The organism is Thiomicrorhabdus sp. 6S3-12 (assembly GCF_017571475.1).
Classification (GTDB): Bacteria; Pseudomonadota; Gammaproteobacteria; order Thiomicrospirales; family Thiomicrospiraceae; genus Thiomicrorhabdus.
Window position 1 is genome coordinate 85692 of sequence record NZ_JAGETW010000006.1, and the last position, 17928, is coordinate 103619.

Annotated in this window: 17 protein-coding genes; all 17 read left to right on the plus strand. The window is 48.2% G+C overall.

Annotated features, from left to right (window positions below):
- Positions 1–178: 178 nt before the first annotated feature.
- The 17 genes from J3999_RS08250 (at position 179) to J3999_RS08330 (ending at position 17895) form a co-directional block, all read left to right on the plus strand.
- Positions 179–922 (plus strand): flagellar basal body rod protein FlgF, encoded by a 744-nt coding sequence (locus J3999_RS08250; protein WP_208127431.1) that lies wholly within the window; start codon positions 179–181, stop codon positions 920–922.
- 21 nt (positions 923–943) lie between these two features.
- Positions 944–1735, plus strand: a complete 792-nt coding sequence (gene flgG / locus J3999_RS08255) for a flagellar basal-body rod protein FlgG (protein ID WP_208127432.1) — start codon at positions 944–946, stop codon at positions 1733–1735.
- A gap of 37 nt (positions 1736–1772) precedes the next feature.
- Positions 1773–2498 (plus strand): flagellar basal body L-ring protein FlgH, encoded by a 726-nt coding sequence (locus J3999_RS08260; protein WP_208127433.1) that lies wholly within the window; start codon positions 1773–1775, stop codon positions 2496–2498.
- Positions 2499–2863: 365 nt separating this feature from the next.
- Positions 2864–3958, plus strand: coding sequence for a flagellar basal body P-ring protein FlgI (locus J3999_RS08265; RefSeq protein WP_208127434.1), 1095 nt, complete (start codon positions 2864–2866; stop codon positions 3956–3958).
- A 17-nt stretch (positions 3959–3975) separates the two neighbouring features.
- Positions 3976–4425, plus strand: coding sequence for a rod-binding protein (locus J3999_RS08270; protein WP_208127435.1), 450 nt, complete (start codon positions 3976–3978; stop codon positions 4423–4425).
- A gap of 76 nt (positions 4426–4501) precedes the next feature.
- On the plus strand, positions 4502–6322 hold the full coding sequence (gene flgK, locus J3999_RS08275; protein ID WP_208127436.1) for a flagellar hook-associated protein FlgK: 1821 nt from the start codon (positions 4502–4504) through the stop codon (positions 6320–6322).
- A 4-nt stretch (positions 6323–6326) separates the two neighbouring features.
- On the plus strand, positions 6327–7349 hold the full coding sequence (gene flgL / locus J3999_RS08280; RefSeq protein WP_208127437.1) for a flagellar hook-associated protein FlgL: 1023 nt from the start codon (positions 6327–6329) through the stop codon (positions 7347–7349).
- Positions 7350–7394: 45 nt separating this feature from the next.
- Positions 7395–8810 (plus strand): murein transglycosylase domain-containing protein, encoded by a 1416-nt coding sequence (locus J3999_RS08285; protein WP_208127438.1) that lies wholly within the window; start codon positions 7395–7397, stop codon positions 8808–8810.
- Positions 8811–8822: 12 nt separating this feature from the next.
- Positions 8823–9818: an NAD-dependent 4,6-dehydratase LegB gene (locus tag J3999_RS08290; protein ID WP_208127439.1), complete on the plus strand. Its 996-nt coding sequence runs from the start codon at positions 8823–8825 to the stop codon at positions 9816–9818.
- Positions 9811–10962 carry a LegC family aminotransferase gene (locus J3999_RS08295; protein WP_208127440.1) on the plus strand — a complete coding sequence of 384 codons (1152 nt, stop codon included), beginning with the start codon at positions 9811–9813 and terminating at the stop codon, positions 10960–10962. Before J3999_RS08290 ends, J3999_RS08295 begins: the two co-directional genes overlap by 8 nt.
- Complete coding sequence (locus tag J3999_RS08300; RefSeq protein ID WP_208127441.1) at positions 10955–11584, plus strand: acetyltransferase; 630 nt, start codon at positions 10955–10957, stop codon at positions 11582–11584. The genes J3999_RS08295 and J3999_RS08300 overlap by 8 nt, the downstream gene beginning before the upstream one ends.
- Positions 11581–12582, plus strand: a complete 1002-nt coding sequence (gene neuB, locus J3999_RS08305; RefSeq protein ID WP_208127442.1) for an N-acetylneuraminate synthase — start codon at positions 11581–11583, stop codon at positions 12580–12582. The genes J3999_RS08300 and neuB overlap by 4 nt, the downstream gene beginning before the upstream one ends.
- Positions 12579–13793 (plus strand): UDP-N-acetylglucosamine 2-epimerase, encoded by a 1215-nt coding sequence (neuC, locus tag J3999_RS08310; RefSeq protein WP_208127443.1) that lies wholly within the window; start codon positions 12579–12581, stop codon positions 13791–13793. Before neuB ends, neuC begins: the two co-directional genes overlap by 4 nt.
- 111 nt (positions 13794–13904) lie before the next feature.
- Positions 13905–14621 carry a cytidylyltransferase domain-containing protein gene (locus J3999_RS08315; RefSeq protein WP_208127444.1) on the plus strand — a complete coding sequence of 239 codons (717 nt, stop codon included), beginning with the start codon at positions 13905–13907 and terminating at the stop codon, positions 14619–14621.
- Positions 14622–14692: 71 nt separating this feature from the next.
- Entirely contained in the window at positions 14693–15730 is a 1038-nt protein-coding gene (locus J3999_RS08320; protein ID WP_208127445.1) for an N-acetylneuraminate synthase family protein, read from the plus strand.
- A 48-nt stretch (positions 15731–15778) separates the two neighbouring features.
- Positions 15779–16813 carry an aminoglycoside phosphotransferase family protein gene (locus tag J3999_RS08325; RefSeq protein ID WP_208127446.1) on the plus strand — a complete coding sequence of 345 codons (1035 nt, stop codon included), beginning with the start codon at positions 15779–15781 and terminating at the stop codon, positions 16811–16813.
- Positions 16814–16824: 11 nt separating this feature from the next.
- Positions 16825–17895 carry a nucleotidyltransferase family protein gene (locus tag J3999_RS08330; RefSeq protein WP_208127447.1) on the plus strand — a complete coding sequence of 357 codons (1071 nt, stop codon included), beginning with the start codon at positions 16825–16827 and terminating at the stop codon, positions 17893–17895.
- The last annotated feature ends 33 nt before the right edge of the window (positions 17896–17928 follow it).

A 17928-nucleotide genomic window follows, 5' to 3' on the forward strand; every position in this document is an offset into this window, starting at 1 on the left:
TTGGCACGGTGTCTGCTAAATACTCCATGAAACAAAAAGTTAGTCAAAACGCTAACACACAAGGGAATTTATAAATGACCTATGTAAATCACATTACAGTGGTTTGAAGTAGGCAAATCGTTTCGAGGCGTCGGGAAACCGCGCCTCAATTTTTAAAATTTCATATTGGAGTCGAAAGATGGATCGGATGTTATATGTCGCTATGAGCGGTGCCAAAGAGGTAATGCTCGCACAAGCCAATAATTCCAATAATCTTGCGAATGCATCAACAGATGGATTCAAAAAAGACTTCAATATTTTCCGTGCCCAGCATATGGAAGGGCCGGGTCAACATACGCGCACCTATGCACTGGATGAAAGACCGGCAACCGATTACTCTGCCGGGGCGATAAAGGTGACCGGACGGGATCTGGATGTGGTGACAAAATCCGATGGTTTTATGGCCATCCAGACGCCCAAAGGCGATGAGGCTTTTGTCCGCACGGCCAGTATGCAGGTCAAAGAAAACGGTGACCTGGTCGATGTGCAGGGAAACCCGATTTTGAATGAAGCGGGGGTGCCGATTAATGTGCCGCCGTATAAAAGCATTGCTGTCGGTGACGATGGAACGATTTCGTTCGTTCCGGCCGACGGTCAGGGTAATCAGTTGATTGTGCTTGATCGTCTGCGTCTGGTTGCGCCGGATCAGAAACAGCTTTATAAGGGATTGGATGGGTTTAGCCGTCTTCGCGAGGATGCAGGTGAACTGGATCAGGCGAATATTTCGGTTGTCAGCGGTGCCTTGGAAACCAGTAATGTCAATACTGCGGAAGCGCTGGTGGAAATGATTTCTCTGTCCCGTAAATACGAACTGCAAGTCAAGATGATGGCAACCAGTAAAACCCACTCTCAAAAATCCGACTCATTATTGTCGGTACGTTAAGGAATTTAAGGGGATTTTGTTATGAATAATGCACTTTATGTAGCTAAAACCGGTTTGGAAGCTCAGCAATTCCGCCTGGCGGCGATCTCCAATAACCTGGCCAATGCCAATACTTACGGTTATAAAACGGGGCGTGCCGAGTTTAATGATCTGATTTATCAGAATGTCCGTCAGCCTGGCGCTCAGGCAACGCAGGATGAGGCGAATACCTTGCCGTCCGGTCTTCAGTTGGGTACAGGGGTTAAGGCGATTGGTGTTCAGAAAATCCATACCCAGGGGAACCTGATGGTGACGGATAATCAACTGGATATTGCCGTTGAAGGAAAAGGCTTTTTTCAGGCTTTGGATCAGGATGGAAACTTGATGTATACGCGTGACGGTTCGTTTGAAGTGAATCAGAACGGCGATATTGTTACTTCATCCGGCTACCTTCTGGAACCGAATATCAATATTCCACAGGACGCGACCGATATTTCCATTACCAGTGATGGTGCGGTTTACGTTAGCCAGCCGGGAAATACTCAGCAGGTGCAGGTTGGTCAGATTGAACTGGCAACCTTTATCAATCCGGCCGGTTTGGAATCTTTAGGTAAAAACTTCTACGGCGAAACCACAGCCAGCGGCGCGCCGAACATTAATAACCCTGGAACTGCAGAAGCGGGCTCGGTGTTGCAGGGCGCTCTGGAAGCGTCGAATGTTAATACAGTCGAAGAGCTGATCGGGATGATTGAAGCGCAGCGTACCTACGAGATGAACTCGAAAGCGATTTCTGCGGCCAATGGCATGATGCAGTATCTGAACAATAACACCTAATCTCGATAATAACTGAGCAGGTTTGCGAGGAGGGATTATGAACTTGAACAAACGAATTTCATTAATGGTGGTCAGCCTGTTGGCGGCAGTGCAGCTGACCGGTTGTGGCAGTACCACGCCGGAGCGTCATCAAACGCTGAATTACGAGCCGGCTTATCCGTTGAATATTCCGCAGCAGAAACAGCCGAATAACGGTTCTCTGTATCAGACTGGCGCTATGACGCTGTTTGACGATTCGCGAGCACACCGCGTCGGCGATATCATTACGATCTCTCTGGATGAGAGTATTTCCGCGAATAAGAAAGATGAGGCCAAATACAATAAATCCAATAGTCAGGATTTTGGCATTAACTCTCCGATCAGTGTGACGCGCCCTAAAGGGTTTGCCGGTGATGTGGTGGATGCGGTGACGTCACCTGTCGTTGGTCTGGGGATCGGTTATGGTTCCAAAGGGGCTTTTTCGGGTAAAAGTGATGTCAAACAGAACTCCAGTTTAAGCGGATCGATCGCCGTGACGGTTGTTGAAGTCATTCCGAACGGGAATCTGGTGATCCGTGGCGAAAAATGGTTAACGATTCATGATGGAGACGAAGTGGTTCAGTTTGCCGGAATTATCCGTCCTGAAGACATTCAGCCGGATAATACGATTTCTTCGACTAAGGTAGCCGATGTACGCTTGGTATACAAAGACGTCGGCATGGCAGGCAGTACGGCTAGAGCCGGCGCTGCAACAGAGTGGTTAAGCAAATACTGGCCGTTTTAATTGAATCGTCTGAGCACTCTTGGTAAGGAGAAAGTTCTTTCAAAGAGTAGGTTTAAATTTATGAAATTTAAGGGATTTAATTGTTAAATCCTCTGGGCTTTGCGCCGAAAGGGTTTTATAATCTAATTTTGGCAAAAGCTTTCCTTTTGCGCTGATCCGTTTTTCCATCTCCTTTTTGCGGATCAGCATTTTTCTTTTTGTCTCTCTCTCCCGTACAGCAGCTTATCTCTTTCTTCGCTTCCTTCGTTGCATGGCAATAATTTTGGCATAAACAGTGCTATATTCAGATTAGCTTGTGATTTTTAATAATAACCCTTTCTCTGCGTTACGTTAAAACGCCCGGAAAGGTATGAAAGGAGGGGCATATGGCACGTATTACAGTCATTTTGCTGACAATGTTGATGTTGTGGAGCACCTTAAGCTATGCGGAAAGGGTGAAGGATATCGCTAATGTTGCCGGAGTACGCTCCAACCAGCTGGTAGGTTATGGTCTGGTTGTCGGTCTGAACGGTTCCGGCGATAAAACGCCGTTCGCCGAGCAGAGTCTGCTGAGTATGCTGAATAAGTTCGGTATCAAGGTTCCGAATGGTGTTAAAACCAATGCCAAAAACATTGCCGCAGTAGCGGTACATGCCGAATTGCCGGCGTTTTCTAAGTCGGGTCAAAAAATCGACATTACCGTGTCATCTTTAGGGAATGCGAAAAGTCTGCGCGGCGGAACGCTTTTATTGACTCCGTTGAAAGGGGTGGATGGTAATGTCTATGCTCTGGGGCAGGGGAATCTTGTTGTGGGCGGTCTGGATGCCAGCGGTGCCGACGGCTCTCGGATTACCATTAATGTGCCTAGCGTCGGACGTATTCCGAATGGCGCGACGGTTGAAAGAACCGTCAATACCGGGTTCGACCTCGGAAATACGATTAAGCTGAATCTGAAAAACGCCGACTTTACGACAGCGACTAATCTGGTCAATACCATTAATGAACAGTTGGGTGGCGGAACCGCCAAGGCGTTGGATGCCGAGACGGTTGAAGTGATGGCTCCTCGTAATCCTAATCAGCGTGTGGCTTTCCTCTCCATGCTGGAGAATATGGAAGTGGTTCTCGGTGAAGCGCCGGCGCGGATTATTGTTAACTCGCGTACCGGTACAGTGGTTATCGGCCAGCACGTGACAGTGAGTCCGGCAGCGGTTACTCATGGTGGCCTGACGGTTAAAATCAGTGAAGATATTGATGTTTCCCAGCCGAATGCCTTTGCCGGCGGAGCCACTGCGTTGACGCCGAATTCCGGAGTGGATGTTCAGCAGGGCGAAGGACGCATGTTCCAGTTTCCGAAAGGGGTTTCACTGAATGACATTGTGCAGGCGGTAAATAAAGTCGGCGCGGCGCCAGGTGATCTGGTCGCGATTCTCGAAGCGCTGAAACAGTCGGGTGCTTTGAAAGCGGAACTGATGATTATCTGATTGCCTAGGGGAAGATGATGGAAGGATTGGACTTAAATTCACTATCCGCTTCGCAGGCGGCAGCAAAGCAGGCTCAGAATGTCGCGGATGCCAAATCGTTAAATGCGTTGAAAGCTCAGGCGCAGGAAGATCCAAAAGAGGCTTTGCGTCCGGTTGCCGAGCAGTTTGAAGCGTTGTTTTTGCAACAGATTATGAAAGAAGCGAGAAAGGTTTCTTTTGACGACGGTTGGCTTGATGGCGGTCAGGGCGGTTTTTTCAAAGACTGGCATGACAGTCAGTTGGCACAGTCGCTATCGGCTAAAGGTTCTCTCGGACTGGCCGATACTATTGTCGAGCAACTGGCACCGAAGATGGATAATGTTTATACGCCGGAAGCGTATTACCAGATGCAAGAGCAGAAAAGCGAGCAAAAAGTTCAGGCAGCAGCCCCTACAACGCAAAATGCTTTGGCATTGAGAAATTTGTAAGTCGCTGATTTTATTGATTTAATCGACATTGATTTTGAATGAGTTTTTCCACTGAAGCAGGTATTGGAGAAGAATTATGGCAGATATGTTAACGATAGGTTCCCAGGCGGCCAATACCTATAAACAAGCTCTGGACGTCACCAGTCATAACGTTGCCAATGTGTCGACCGAAGGTTATTCGCGCCAGAGAGCGGAAATCAGCAGTAATACGCCATCGCTGATCGGCGCTTCCTTTAATGGCGGCGGTTCGACCGTGGATTCGATTTTGCGCATTCAATCCGATTATATCCAGACACAACTCAATTCCAGTAATTCCTCTGTCGAGCGTTACACGCAACAGCTTTCTCTGGCTACTCAGGTTGAAGGTGTCATCGCCAGTAACGATGAGGGTGTTCAGGAGTTCATGCAGCGGTTTTTTGACAGCCTGCAGAATGTCGCCAATAATCCGACGTCGCAAACCAGTCGTCAGATGCTGCTGGATCAAGCGGGAAACCTGGAAACGCATATCGGAAATCTGGCCTCGGTGCTGGATGATACCGAGGAGCAGATCAACAGCCAAATCAGTGGTTTAATGACGGAAATTAACGACCGCCTGGATACCATTCAGCAGATCAACGAGGAAGTTGAACGTGCGTTGAATACCGGCACTCAGCCGCCGAATGATCTGCTTGACCAGCGTGATCAGGCAATCCTTGAACTCAGCGGTTATATCGATATTAAGACTTTTCCACAGGAAGACGGCGGCCTGGATATATTCACGGCTCCCGGCAATCTTCCGCTTTTGGCCGATAACCATAAAACCTATATTATGGCCGATCTTAGCCCTTACCAAGATGACAGACGTATGGAAATCTATATGTCGATCGGTGGTCAGAAGCAAATGATCAGCGACCGGATTTCCGGTGGTCAGTTGGGCGCGGTTCTGGATGTACGCGATAACCTATTGGACCAGGCGCAGAATGAACTGGGCTTGACGCTCAACGGTTTCGTTGCCGCCATGAACTGGCAGCATTATCAGGGGTATGACCTGGAAGGCGATGCCGGTGGGGATTTCTTCCAGACCTTGTCGGCGACAGCCATGTCTGCCAAGGGAAATATTGAAGACGGTAGTGGTATAACGGTGACGTTTAATCCGGAAACCACTGCTCTGACGGGGCTGAACGGTACGCCTCCATATACGGCGGCCACTCAGCCCGATACTTATGGCGAAAAAGAAGCTTATCTACAGCAGGCTTTAAGCGAAATCGGCCAGATGCAGGCGCGCGAGTATGAAATTCGCGCCAACGGAGCCGGTTATGAGTTTTTTGACTATAAAACCGGTGAGCAGATTACGCCGGATGCCGTAAATGGCGATGTTTACAAAGTTGATGGACTGGAGTTCGATTTCAGCGGGCAAACCAATAACGACGGTGACAAGTTTTTAGTCAAACCTCATCAGGATATGCTGGAGCAGTTCACTACGATTTTGCAGAATCCGAATGATATCGCCGCTCGAGGACAGTCTCCTGTTGATACCGGGGTTGCGGGTCTGGATGATCAGACGCCGGCTCCTGCCGCTTACGGCGATAATGTCAATATGGCGAACATGGCCAGCTTCGCTTCGCAGAAAATTCTGCTTTCCGACGAAAACGGCGAGGCTACGCTGAATATTCTTGGCGGCTATTCCAATATGGCGTCCAAGGTCGGGATGTATGTCCGCGGTACGGACATTCAGTTGACCGCACAGCAGAATGTTTATAACCAGATTATGAATCAACGCGAGTCGCTTTCGGGAGTTAGTCTGGATGAAGAAGCGGCGAACCTAATCCGTTTCCAGCAGGCTTATGAAGCGTCGGCACAGATTATTTCCACATCCCAGTCGATTTTTCAAACGCTGCTGAGTGTAGTAAGAGGATAGTATCATGCGTATCTCAACGAACCTGTTTCATAGTCAAGGGCTTAATTCGATTCAGAATCATCAGCAAAATGTTCTGGATGCGCAGTTACAGTTGAGCACAGGGAAAAAAATCAATGCGCCAAGTGACGATCCGGTCGGCTTGAGTCAGGTGCATGCCCTGAACCGTACGATGAATACCATTGATCAGTACGCGGAAAATGGCGCCTATGCGAAAAGCCAGTTGGCTCAGGAAGAGACAGCGATCACCGACAGTATTGAATCTTTGCAGCGCGTTCGCGAGCTTTCGATTCAGATGCTGAACGGAACCTATTCGGCGGAAAACCGTCAGCAGACTGCAGAAGAGATTGATCAGATTATCAAACAGCAGTTGAGCATGATGAATTACCGAAACTCGGACGGTGAATTGCTTTTTGCCGGTAACAGCGTCAACCAGCAAGCGGCATTTATCGAAGATCCGAACAACCCTGGATATTATGCTTATATCGGCAGTCCGCAAGGGGTTGCCGCGGCAGCGACTCCGGAACAGGCTGCCGAATATAATTTGGCTAATTACGGAGCCCGTTTCGTTCAAATTGGCTTTGATGATGATAACCGCCTGGGAGCGGACGATCAGGGAGATGCTTCGCGAGTTCGAATTACCGATAACGGCGGCAAAGTTTTTCAGGTAGACGGAAATTCCACGCCTGCCGGAGTTGATGCGAATATTCTCAATAGTCTGATTGTCTTGAGAGACAGTCTGCTTGCCGGAGATCCTCCTCCGGAGGCGGTTGTGAACGATATCGATTCTTCACTGGATCAGCTGAATACGGTCAGAGCGGAGATCGGTGGCCGTCAGAACCGTATCGAGACGCAATATAATGCGGGCGAAAGCTTCAAGCTCTCTTTGGAAGAGCGTCGAATGGAGTTGGAAGAAACCGATGTTGTTCAAGGAATAACGGATCTGACGAAAAGTCAGAATGCGCTGCAAATGGCGCAACAGGTGTTTACTAAAGTCAATGGCATGTCGTTATTCGATTATCTGAGATAATTGGTACAGCTTTTGCTGAATTCATAATCATTCTGTGGAGGGGTTATGAATTCAGCAAAAGCGTCAAATTTCTGGTTATTGTCTGTCGGTGGTTTTTTGCTGCTGACGGCTTCCTACGCTTCTTCCATGCACTCTTGGCTGCAACAGCAGACAGTCTCCTCCGGTTTTTCAAGCTCTCCGATCGCCGGCGCTTTTTCCGCCGACTCCGTTGCCAATAGTGTTTCCTCACAGAAAGCAGATATTGTTACGCCAAATGTGCTCCCTCAAGAGCGGTATCGCTCTAATTCGTCTTCTCCGTCGCTGAATGACGAGACGTTTTCTCAAAGCGATGAAGTCGACGAACTGTCCACACAGAGTGCTGTCGCCTTATCCGAGAAGACGGGCTTTTCTCAGGCGTTGTGGCCCTGGCTGTCTCTATCTTTGATGCAGAATGCTTCGGGATTGACAGTGGAAAAACCGGCGTCTACCCATTCCGCTATTGCCTCGGCATCGGCAAAAAGCTCGTCTTCAACCGTCGATACCGCACAAACCGCCAGTCAGGTCCATTCTGAGATCGTTAAAGAAGATCGGATTGAAGCGGTTGAATATGACGACGAAATTATTATTGAATTTCCTGAAGCGCTGGCAACGACGACCAGAATGAAAAAGGCGATCAGCCATTTGCTTTTATCGGGAAATCCGGCAGGGGAAAGTGACCTGCAGAATATTCAAAAATTCGATCTATCCGTTAAGCCCTATTACTACAACCGTATTCTGGATAAGTCGCAGCACTCGATCCGCTATCCGGCGCAAGCCTACGAGTTCGCTAAGATACTGTTGGCCGAACACGCCTACTGGGTCAACGATCAGGGGCAGAAGTATCTGCATGTGCAGATTCCATTGAGCGACACGCCAATGGCGAAAATTACCGAAGAATTTAACTCTCGGGATGAGATGGCCAGACTTGACCGTTACCGGAACTGGGCGCAGTATTATGCTTTGCGATATAAGGTGCCTTATGATCTGGTTATGGCTATTATGCGGGTCGAGAGCGCTTTCAACCCCAAGGCGAGAAGCCGCTCCAATGCCATCGGATTAATGCAGATCAAAGCCGGCTCGGCCGGCAGGGATGTGTACGAGTTAATTGACGGCAAAATGCAGTTGCCAACCGAGTCCGAGTTGTTTGACGAGCAGAATAATATTCGTATCGGTACCGCTTATCTGGGGCTTTTGCATGATTTGTATTTTAAAGAAGTGAAAGACCCCAAGAATCGTGAACTCCTAGTGATATCTGCTTATAATGCTGGATTAAATACGGTGCTTAAACTGTTTGCCAATAACCCGCAGCGGGCGATGGAGGAGATCAATCATCTTTCGCCACAACAGCTGTATCAAACTTTGCGCTATCAGCATACTTCGGAAGAAGCACGGCAGTATCTGGACAAGGTGTTATCGGCACGACAGAAAAACAATCAAGTATAGAAGGACAGAGGTGTGAGCGACTGGCAAGGGAAGCAGGTTTTAATTACAGGTGCGGACGGGTTTATCGGCTCCCACTTGACCGAGCAGCTGGTGGAAGCGGGGGCCAAGGTGAGAGCTCTGGCCATCTATAACTCTTTTAACAGCTGGGGCTGGCTGGACCATTCGCCTTACAAGGATCAGATTGAGGTTGTAAGCGGTGATGTGCGCGATCCGTTTTTCTGTAAGCAGGTTACCAAAGATTGTCATACTGTGTTTCATCTGGCGGCTTTGATCGCGATTCCATATTCCTATGTCGCACCGAATTCCTATGTCGAAACCAATATCAACGGGACTTTGAATATTGCGCAGGCGTGTCTCGAAAATGGTGTCGAGCGCTTAATGCATACCTCGACATCGGAAGTCTATGGGACTGCGCAATATGTGCCGATTGATGAGAAACATCCTCTGCAGCCGCAGTCTCCCTACAGCGCCAGTAAGATCGGTGCCGATTCGATGGCAATGTCCTACTACAACGCCTTCGAGCTGCCGGTCTGTATTGCGCGTCCGTTCAATACCTATGGCCCGAGACAATCCGCACGAGCGGTTATCCCGACGATTATTACCCAGATTGCCAATGGCAAAAAACAGATTCAGCTTGGCGATACCTCTCCGACACGCGATTTTAATTATGTGACGGATACCTGCCAGGGCATGATGGCGATTGCCGCTTCCGACAAAACGGTTGGGCAGACGGTCAATATCGGTTCCAATTTTGAAATTTCCGTGCAGGATACTCTGCTGTTAATCAAGGAGTTGATGGGCAGTGACGTCGAGTTTGTTACCGATGCACAGCGCTTGAGGCCGAAGGATTCCGAAGTTTTCCGCCTCTGGTGCGATAACGCTTTAATCAAAGAGTTGACCGGTTTTACCCCGCAACAGGATATCCGTTCCGGTCTGCAAAAAACCATCGATTGGTTTACACAACCTGACAACCTAAAACAGTATAAAGCGGATATTTATAATGTCTGAGTTTTCCTCGATCCTCGAGACCGTGCGCAGCCACTATGGCGATGGTTTTGTGCCTCTGCATGCGCCATGTTTTCGGGGCGAGGAAAAAGCCAAGCTGATTGACTGCGTTGACTCGACCTTTGTTTCTTCGGTCGGGCGCTATGTCGATGAGTTTGAGCAGCAGATTGCGCAATTTACCGGTGCTAAATATGCGGTGGCTGTGGTCAACGGCACGCTCGGGTTGATGCTGGCGATGCGGGTTGCCGGTATTCAGTCCGGGGATCTGGTTTTGACCCAGTCTCTGAGTTTTGTCGCTACCGCCAACGCCATTTCAATGCTCGGCGCCGAACCGCTGTTTCTTGACGTCGACAGTGCTTCTTTGGGGATGAGCGCAGACGATTTGGAAGACTTTCTGGCGACGCAAACCGAACATAAAAACGGCCATTTAATTCATAAAGCTTCCGGAAAACCTATCCGAGGTTGTGTGCCTATGCATACCTTGGGGTTTCCGTGCGAGATTGATTCCATCGCCGCGCTCTGTCAGAAATATGGCATTGCCCTGATTGAAGATGCGGCAGAGAGTCTCGGGTCATTTTACAAAGGCAAGCATACCGGGACTTTTGGGGAAATCGGCGTTTTCAGTTTTAACGGCAATAAAATTCTGACCACTGGCGGCGGGGGAATTCTGGTAACGGACAACGAGCGTCTGGCTAGAGAGGCCAGGCACCTCAGTACTACGGCCAAAAAACCGCATGCCTGGTTGTTTGAACACGATGAAATCGCCTATAACCTGCGTATGCCGAACTTGAATGCCGCTTTGGGAGTCGCTCAGTTGCAACAGTTGCCGGATTTCCTGAGGGAAAAGCGCAAGCTGGCCGACTTTTATCAAGAAGCATTTTCTAATAGTCAGGGATTCAGTTTTCTTGTCGAATCGGACAATACGCAAGCCAATTACTGGCTGAATGCAGTCAAATTCGATCAAGCAGAGTCAGCGCAGGCGTTTTTGACGGATTCCAATGCGCAGGATATTCAGACGCGACCATTGTGGACGCCGATGCATCAGTTGGATATTTACCGGCACTGCTTAAAAACGGAGATGATAAATACCGATAGTTTGGCTTCCAGAGTGGTGAATTTACCGAGTGGGGTTCTTTGCCGTGAGTGATAGAACGCCTCTTGTATTGATCGGCGGCGGGGGGCACTGCCGCAGTTGCATTGATGTGATTGAAACCGGCGGAACTTATAAGGTTCAGGGAATCGTTGAAGCGGATGGTGCAACAGCAGACCGTAAAACGCCTTATCCGCTTATCGGTTTCGATTCGGAACTGCCGGCATTGATCGAAAAATTTCCGCATTGTCTGATTACCGTAGGTCAGATCAAATCCGCCAAAATAAGACAGAACCTTTTCGAAAAGCTGCAAAGACTGGGCGCGACACTGCCTGAAATTATCTCTTCAACGGCCTACGTTTCCAGTTCCGCCGAACTAGGCATTGGAACCATAGTGATGCATCAGGCGCTGGTCAATGCCTGTGCAAAGGTCGGGGTGAACGGCATTATCAATTCTCAGGCATTGATCGAGCATGATGTCATTATCGGTGACCATTGTCATATCGCCACGGGAGCCAAAGTAAATGGCGGGGTGGTACTCGGAAACGGCTGTTTTATCGGCAGCGGAGCGGTATTAAAGCAGGGAATTGTTCTGGCCGATAAAGTGGTCATCGGTGCCAACAGTACGGTTTTGAGAGATGTTACCGAGCCCGGTATTTATACAGGAATGATTAAATGAGCGTGTTTATTATTGCCGAGGCCGGTGTCAATCATAACGGCTCTCTCGGGACGGCCAAAGCGCTTGTCGACGCCGCCGTAGAGGCCGGTGCGGATGCAGTCAAGTTCCAGACCTTTAAAGCTCAGAATCTGGTAACCGAATCGGCCGAACAGGCCGCTTATCAAACTGAAAATACCGGCGTTAAAGAGAGCCAGTTCTCAATGCTGCAACGTTTGGAACTTGACGAAAGTGCTCACCGCGCATTATTCGCTTACTGTGCTGAAAAAAATATCGAGTTTATGTCGACGCCTTTCGATGCCGAAAGCGTTGAATTATTAAATCATCTGGGGATGCAACGCTGGAAAATCCCATCAGGCGAAGTGCTTTCCGTGCCTTATTTACGGCAAATCGCCAAATTCAACCAGCCGACGATTCTTTCGACCGGCATGAGTGACTTGGATGAAGTTGCTTTTGCTGTTAAAACCTTGCTTGAAGCGGGGCTGACCGCAGATAAATTGACGGTTTTGCACGCCAATACCGCCTATCCAACGCCTTTCCCAGACGTTAATTTGCGGGCCATGCAGACTTTGCAGCAGGCATTGCATCTGCCGGTCGGTCTGTCTGACCACTCTTTGGGCATTGAAGTGCCGATTGCTGCAGTCGCGCTGGGCGCTTGCGTGATCGAAAAGCACTTTACGCTGGATAAAAACTTGCCTGGACCGGATCATAAGGCCAGCTTGGAGCCGGATGAATTGAAGGCCATGGTTACCGCCATTCGAAATATTGAACAGGCTTTAGGTTCCGGACAGAAGGAACCTTCTGCATCCGAACAGGCAAATATCGCCATTGTCCGTAAGCGTATCGTCGCCAAGCGACCGATCTCTGTAGGGGAGCCGTTTTCCACAGATAATTGCGACGTTAAACGAGCTTCCACAGGCCTTTATGCATCGGAGTGGGATAGCGTGATTGGCCAGTCCGCTTCTCGGGATTATCGAAAAGGTGAAGGGATTGTTTTGTGAAAGCCTTGAATCTTAAACGCGCCCACTTTGGAATTGTTACAACGAGCCGCGCGGACTACGGTTTACTTAAACCGCTTTGGTCTGAACTTCAGGAGACGGAGTTTAAGACGACAATGATCGCAACAGGCTCTCATCTGATGGAAGCGCATGGAAAAACATTGTCCACGATTAAGGCGGATGATGTCACTCCATTGGAAAGCGTTGATTTGATGCTGGCAGGCGACTCCGAAATGGATGTATGTCGGGCAGTTGCAGTCGGTATTGAAAAATTTTCCGAACTGTACAGTTCGTTGAAGTTTGATCTGCTTATAGTTTTAGGGGATCGCTATGAACTGATTGCAGCATGCAATGCGGCCTTGATACATAAAATCCCCATTGCTCATTTGCACGGCGGGGAAGCGACTTTTGGCGCTTTGGATGAAGCCATCCGTCATAGCGTAACCAAAATGGCCACTTTGCATTTCGTCTCTCATGAGGTTTATCGGCGAAGAGTCATTCAGATGGGAGAATCTCCGGATAGGGTATGGAATGTCGGAGCTATTGGATTGGATAATTTTCGGCAAGTGAACGGATGGACTCAGAACGAACTGGAGCAAAAGACAGGGCTTGATTTCAGTCAGCCGGTTTTACTGGTGACTTTTCATCCTGTGACCTTAGACTCGTATCAGGACGCAGAGGCTCAGGCGGACGAGTTGGTTTCGGCGCTGGAGAATCTGCCTTACCAGGTGTTGGCGACGCTGCCGAATGCGGATGCCGGCAGCCAGCAGATTATACAGCGATTGCAGGTGGCTCATAAGTTGCATCCTCAGCGCTTCACGGTGGTTTCCAGTCTGGGAATGGAGGGCTATATCTCTGCGATGCGTTATTCTTCTGCAATGGTTGGGAATTCATCCAGTGGCATATTGGAAGCAGCCAGTTTTCGTTTGCCGGTCGTCAATATCGGAGACCGGCAGGCTGGCAGAATTCAGCCGGGGAACGTGATTCAGGTTGAATGCCAGTTTGAACAGATAAAAGAGGCTGTGGCAAAAGCGCTGTCTAAAGACTTTAAGGCGTCAATAAGTTCTTTGGTAAACCCTTATGGAGAGGGTGAGACCGCGAAAAAAATTGTAGCTCGGTTGAGTGAAGTAAGTTTCGAAGATAAACAGGTGTTGTTGAAAAAAAGCTTCCTGGACTTCCCTGCCGATTGTTTTCTAAAAATGGACCTGAGTTAATCGGGTATTGATTGTCTGTATTCTGAATTTAGCAGGTAAACTTGAGATGGCTTATGTATTGCTTAGCCGGTTTGGTAACAATAAATATTATGGTCACAGTTAGAGAAAATAATGAAATCGATTGCTTTTATTCCTGCCAGAGGCGGTTCAAAAAGATTTCCCAAAAAAAATATCGCGCCATTAAACGGTAAGCCGTTATTGGCTTGGACGATTGAATCTGCAATTGATTCGGAGATATTCTCCAAAATCGTAGTTTCCAGTGATGATGAAGAAACTCTTCAGCTTGCCGAGAAGTTCGGGCAAGGAAAAATCGTATTGCATCAACGGTCTAGAAAACTTTCTGGAGATAAGGTAACCGCTGCCAAGGTTCTTGGAGCGCTGCTGGAGGAGCTTGAAGAGCAAGGAGAGGTTTTCGATCAATGCTGTCTGCTGCTTCCGACCTGTCCTTTCCGCTCGGCTCAGGATATCCGCGATGCCCAGAAGCTGCTTGAACCTGACGACAATGCTGTAATCTCGATGAAAACCAGTCCAACGGTTCCGGATTTTATCTTTAAAGTAGATCAGAACCTGAAAGCGGAACCCTTGGTGAAAAACTCCAGAGTTCTCCATGGGCAGACGCGAAGTCAGGATTATCCTGACATGTTTTATCCGAATGGTGCCATTTATTTGGCGTGGACGAGATCGTTTTTGCATGAATACAGTTTTTACAGCCAGCACTTCAAAATTCTGCCAATGCCCGAGTTCCGCTCTGTAGATATAGATATCGAAGAAGACCTTATCTATGCACACGCGATTTATGAACGTTTTTTGAAGCCCGAGGAGGACTGATCGCGAAAGGTTATCAGGTCTAAGAAGATGGGTAGAAATGTAACAAAAGTTGAGAAAATCGGTGAATAGAGATGTTTGAATTTCGAGATTATCAGGATTTGCGACGAGCAAGCCCCATATTTCTTCCGGAGGTTGGAACTTTTTTTAATCAGGATAAGTTTCTGGCTCAGAAGTTGGTATCCAGTCTGGTCAATATGGGCATTCAGGCTTTAAAAGGAGAGATCCTGCATTCTGCTGAAATGGCCTTGGACGTCGAATTTGAGACGGCCTATTACGATAAACAGACTAAAAAATTTAAAACGGAAAATTACCGTCAGTTAATAGAGCGCAAGGTTCTGACTTTCGAAGAATATGAAACTATTTTTGCATTTCCGAGAGAGCAGGGGTTGAAGCTGGTTTTTTCCGTGTATGACATTGAAGGGGCTGATTTTGCCCGTTCTATTGGGGCGAAAGCGCTCAAAGTGGCTTCGTCTAATCTCGTTCATCAACCCTTGATACAGTATCTTGCGCAGTCTGGCGTTCCAACAATTATTGACACCGGAAAAGCTCAATTTTTTGAAATTGCCCGGGCGGTAGACTGGTTTCGTAGCGCAGGAGGGAGGGACCTGCTATTGGAGCATAGCCCGCTAGCGCCACCAGCGCCGCCGAGTGAACAGTATTTATCTATGCTTCCAATCTTGCAGAAGACATTTAATTGTCCGGTGGGGTTGTCAGACCATTATGAGGGAAATGAAATGTTGTTAGCGGCAGTGCCTCTGGGCGCCTCTATTTTGGAAAAAGGGGTTATGTTCGACTCAATGCAGGGAGAACAGGATTCGGCACACGCGATGACGATTGAAGAGGTTCCGCAAGTCCTCAAACAGATTGAAGCGATCTCTGAAGCAACAAAATACGGAATGCGTCCGGCTCCAAAAGCAACGCATGCTGCCCGTATGGGGGTCGCCGCAAAATATGATTTGCAGCCGGGTGAGGAATTGACGCTGGATAAAGCCCAATTCGCCTGGCCGGCTTTGGGCATTCCGGTCGAGCATTGGGAGTTGGTTGTCGGCAGAAAATTGCGTCAGGAAGTTAAGATGGGTCAACCAATCGAATGGCATATGCTGGATTAGGTTTTGCTGTGCGTTTAAAAAAGATTCATCGTGCGGGATTTAGGGGATATGCATAAGCTTCCGGCTTTTTTAGACCATCGACATAGTGCGGAAGGTTTTCAGCCGTTATCTGCCGATCACATACGTTTTTTACAGCGTTTGTTGAATTTAGGAGAGGTTGAGTTAGAGGTTCTGCCGAGTAGTTATGCGTTTCCAATGGGTTTTTTCAGAGCAAAACCGGTAGAACAAAAGAACTGGCGTGATTTTTATAAAGTATTACCGGCGGCAGCGTTTGAGTTGGAAAAACATTCAGCCAATTTTGAAGAGGTATTATCGCAAGCAGGACTGTGCTCTCGACAAATGTCGGTCTATCGGCAACAGGATTACTGCATCTGTCACTTGCCTTACCTTGATCTGCTACCGTTGGAATTGAATGTCCAGACAGCCAAGGCGTTAGGTCAACATCTTGCGAGGGTGCATAACTGCCTGGAAGAGCAGCTGAGCAGAAGTGAACGTGAAACTGTGCGCCAGCAGTGGCAAGAGCGTTTAATTTCTTTTGAAGAGTGCTGGCGTGAATTCAGCGATCAAAGTCTCTCTGAAATGTGGGGTTTGATTAATTGTCGGGCGGATTATGGGGCCGAGCCGTCTAAGTTTGTAGCCGAATTTGAGCAAAGGTTGCAACTTCTGCATTTTGATCTGGCTCAGGCGCAGGTTGTACACGGCGATTTAAATCCCGGAAATGTACTTTTGGCAGGTGAAAACAGATCCCCGTTGCTGATTGACTTTGAAAACAGTCATTACAGTTACCTGCCTAGAATAATGGATGTGGGTATGCTGATTCACCGCGTTTTTCTGCCGTTGAGAGAAAAGGGAACAAAAGGCTGGGACTCGTCTGTAGCCGCTTTTTTTCAGGCATACGGAAAACCTGACAGCACGATGAGTCTAGCTGAGGCGATGATCGCCTGTTGTGTTCGTTCTCAGTGTGTTTTAATCGAGCGCTATGTGGCTTCAGGGCACTGGCTGCAAAGTGAATGGCAAAAGTTTGAACATTTAATTCAACAAGTCGAAACGGATGTCGATAGCCTAAATAGGTTGATGAGATAGGATTGTAGATCATGAAGCTTTATTCTGATTTTAAGCAGATCACCCTATGTGTGGGAGCGAGTATTCGCGAAGCAATGGCTTTGCTGGATCGGTACGCTATGCAGATTGTCCTCGTGACGGATCAAAATTGTGTTCTGCAAGGGGTGATGACCGATGGCGACATCCGCAGAGCTTTATTGTCGGGCAGTACCCTGGACTCACCGGTAGAAGAAGCGATTAATCGTCATCCTGCAACCGGGTCGGATCAGTTGAATATGATGGGCTGGATTCAGATTATGAAGCGGGCCCGTTGCCGACACCTGCCGATTGTCGATACGAAAGGTAAGCTGGTACAGCTGGTTTACGATAAGGCGATGCCGTACAGTAACCAGCCGAATTCTGTGGTTCTGATGCTTGGGGGGCAGGGGATGCGCTTACGACCCTTGACGGAAGATACTCCTAAGCCTTTATTGAAAATCGGCGGCAAGCCGATTCTGGAGACGATTCTGGAACGTTTTATCGAGCAGGGATTTAGTCATTTCTATTTCTGCATCAATTACCTCGGACACCAGATTCAGGATTACTTCGGGTATGGTGAGAAATGGGGTGTTGAGATTGATTATATAGAGGAAGAGCAGCGTCTTGGAACGGCGGGAGCTTTAAGTCTGATCGATAAAGAAGTGACTGACGATCTGATTGTCATGAATGGCGATCTTCTGACCAAAGTCGATTTTACCGCTCTACTTGATTCCCATCGCAGCAACGAAAGCGACATCACCGTCTGTGTGCGTGAATATGCTCAACAGGTTCCTTACGGTGTTGTTGAAATTGAGAATGAAACGGTTCAGCAGATCGTCGAAAAGCCTATCTACCGCTATTTTGTCAATGCCGGTATTTATGTGTTATCACCGAAACAGATTTCCGCTATCCCTTATAACGAGTTTTATGATATGCCGACTTTATTGGATGAGCTGACGCTTGATCCTGATGCGAAGGTTGGCGCATTTCCCATTACCGAATATTGGAAAGATATTGGCCATCTCCCGGATTTTGAACAGGCGCAAGTAGATTACGAAGTGCACTTTACGCCGCTGAATCATTAAATTAAAAGAACAAAAAACACAAAAACTGCAGAG